Origin of the sequence: Saccharomonospora iraqiensis subsp. iraqiensis, assembly GCF_000430445.1 — a bacterium.
Classification (GTDB): domain Bacteria; phylum Actinomycetota; class Actinomycetes; order Mycobacteriales; family Pseudonocardiaceae; genus Saccharomonospora; species Saccharomonospora iraqiensis.
In genome coordinates this window covers 118,203-120,863 of sequence record NZ_KE387129.1, presented here as the reverse complement: position 1 = coordinate 120,863, position 2,661 = coordinate 118,203, and the positions used below count along the sequence as shown (strand labels likewise).

The window sequence follows — 2,661 nt, the reverse complement described above, 5'->3', positions numbered from 1 at the left end:
GCCGCGTCGGCCACGGACGGGTCGGCCACGGACGGGACGACCGCGGGCCCGGGGCGGGGCGAGGGCGGCAGGCCCCGTCCGGTACCCGGCACCGACTTCGATCCCGTCGCCCCGAACACCGCCGACGCCGTCGTGGTCCCGTCCGGGTACGACCAGCAGGTCGTCATCCGTTGGGGCGATCCGGTCCTGCCCGGTGCGCCCGCGTTCGACGCGGAGGCGCAGACGGCCGAGGCCCAGGCGCGCCAGCTCGGCTACAACAACGACTTCGTCGGGTTGATCCCGCGGGACGCCTCCGGTCGGCACAGCCTGCTCGTGGTCAATCACGAGTACACCACCGAGACGGAGATGTTCCCGCCCGGGCAGTACGATCCGGACGCACCGACGGAGGAGCAGGTGCGGATCGGCTGGGCCGCGCACGGCATGTCGGTGCTCACGGCCCGGCGTGACCCGCACGGTGGTCTGCGCGTGGAGACCGGCCGGTACAACCGCCGCGTCACGGTCGAGACCGGGTTCGCGGTGCGCGGCCCCGCGGCGGGCTCGGAGTACCTGCGCACCGCGGCCGATCCGGAGGGACGACTGGTCCGGGGCACGCTGAACAACTGCGCGGGCGGGGTCACCCCGTGGGGCACGGTGCTCTCCGGCGAGGAGAACTTCCACCAGTACTTCGCCCATGCCGACACGGTCACCGACCCGGTCGCCGCCGAGCGGCTGCGACGGTACGGCCTCACCGGTGGGGAGAGCACCCGCAAGTGGGAGCGGTTCGACCGCCGGTTCGACGTCTCCGCCGAGCCCAACGAGGTCCACCGGTTCGGCTGGGTCGTCGAGATCGACCCGCACGACCCGCACTCCACCCCGGTCAAGCACACCGCGCTGGGACGGTTCAAGCACGAGGGCGCGACGATCTCGATCGCCCCCGACGGACGGGTGGTGGCCTACTCGGGGGATGACGAACGCTTCGAGTACGTCTACAAGTTCGTCTCGGACGGTCGGTACAAGCCCGGCCGCAGCGCCCACGCGCGCAGGCACAACTCGGCCCTGCTCGACGAGGGCACCCTCTACGTGGCCCGGTTCACCGGGGACAGCCCGGCACACGAGATCGACGGCAGCGGGGCCCTGCCCTCCGACGGCGAGTTCGACGGCCGGGGCGAGTGGATCCCGTTGGCCTCCGGTGCCGAGTCGTTCGTCCCCGGCTTCACCGCCGAGGAGGTCTACGTCTTCACCCGGCAGGCCGCCGACGCCGTGGGCGCCACGAAGATGGACCGTCCGGAGGACGTGGAGCCCGACCCGGTGACCGGGCGGGTGTACGCCGCGCTGACCAACAACAGCGACCGCGGGGCGTCCGGCAGCCCCGGGGTGGACGAGGCCAATCCGCGCACCGGTAACCGCAACGGGCACGTGCTGGAGTGGACCGAGGACGGCGACGATCCCACCGGCACGGCGTTCTCCTGGCGGTTGCTGCTGGTCTGCGGGGACCCGGAGGCGGCCGACACCTACTTCGGCGGGTTCGACAAGAGCCTGGTCAGTCCCGTCTCCTGTCCGGACAACCTGGCGTTCGATCCGTACGGGAACCTGTGGGTCTCCACCGACGGCAACGCGCTCGGGTCGAACGACGGCCTGTTCGCGGTGCCGGTCTCCGGTGCGGAACGGGGCCGGGTCCGGCAGTTCCTCACGGTGCCGGTCGGCGCCGAGACCTGTGGCCCGGTGATCACCGACGACCTGGTGCTGGTGGCCGTGCAGCACCCGGGTGAGGGCGGGGCGGACTCGCACTGGCCCGACGGTGGTGACGCGCTGCCGCGTCCCGCGCTCGTCGCGGTGTGGAAGCCGGGCCGGGGCCGCCCGGGTCGGATCGGGATCCGCTGACCCGACCTCCTCCACCCGCGTCCGGGGACGGCGGCGTGCGTGCCGTCCCCGGACGCGGTCTACGGTTGCGGTATGGCTGACGGCAGGACCGGACTCGCACTCGTGACCGGCGCGTCCCGGGGGATCGGCGCGGCGGTGGCCCGCGCACTGGCACCCACCCACCGGCTGTTGCTCGGGGGGCGGGATTCCGACGCTCTCGAACGGCTCGCCGCCGAGCTGCCGGACGCGCGGCCGTGGCCGGTGGATCTCACCGACGACGCCGCGCTGGCGGAGGCCACGTCGTCGCTGGATCAGCTGGACGTGCTGGTTCACTCGGCCGGGGTCGCCGGGCTGGGCACCGTGGCCGAGTCGCCCGCCGCGGTGTGGCGGCACAACCTCGAGGTGAACACGGTCGCGGTGGTCGAGCTGACCCGGTTGCTGCTGCCCGCGCTGCGGGCCGCCCGCGGACACGTGGTGTTCCTCAACTCCGGGCAGGGGTTGTCCGCGCGGGCCGGCTGGGGGCCGTACGCGGCGAGCAAGTTCGCGCTGCGCGCCTATGCCGACGTGCTGCGGGCCGAGGAGGAGGGCCGGGGCCTGCGCGTGACCACCCTCTACCCGGGACGCACCGACACGGAGATGCAGGAAGCCGTGATCGCGCACGAGGGTGGTGAGTACACCCCGGAGAGCTACCTGCGCCCGGAGTCGGTCGCCGCGGCCGTGCACGCCGCCGTGACGGCGGGCCCGGACGCCCACCTGACGGAGCTGACCCTCCGCCCACGCCCCCGCTGACACCCCACCGGCACCCCGGCGGCCCCGCCCCCC

Annotated in this window: 2 protein-coding genes; both read left to right on the top strand. The window is 73.7% G+C overall.

The window, feature by feature from the left end; translation table 11 throughout:
• Positions 1–1,860, top strand: a 1,860-nt coding sequence (locus ACTIR_RS0119665; protein ID WP_026455561.1) for a PhoX family protein, incomplete at its 5' end; no start/stop codon positions are given.
• A 72-nt stretch (positions 1,861–1,932) separates the two neighbouring features.
• Positions 1,933–2,628 (top strand): SDR family oxidoreductase, encoded by a 696-nt coding sequence (locus ACTIR_RS0119660; RefSeq protein ID WP_026455560.1) that lies wholly within the window; start codon positions 1,933–1,935, stop codon positions 2,626–2,628.
• The last annotated feature ends 33 nt before the right edge of the window (positions 2,629–2,661 follow it).

What these genes read in the sequence shown, in the direction of transcription:
- ACTIR_RS0119660 (WP_026455560.1), top strand. Translation starts at nt 1,933, where the DNA reads ATGGCTGACGGCAGGACCGGACTCGCACTCGTGACCGGCGCGTCCCGG.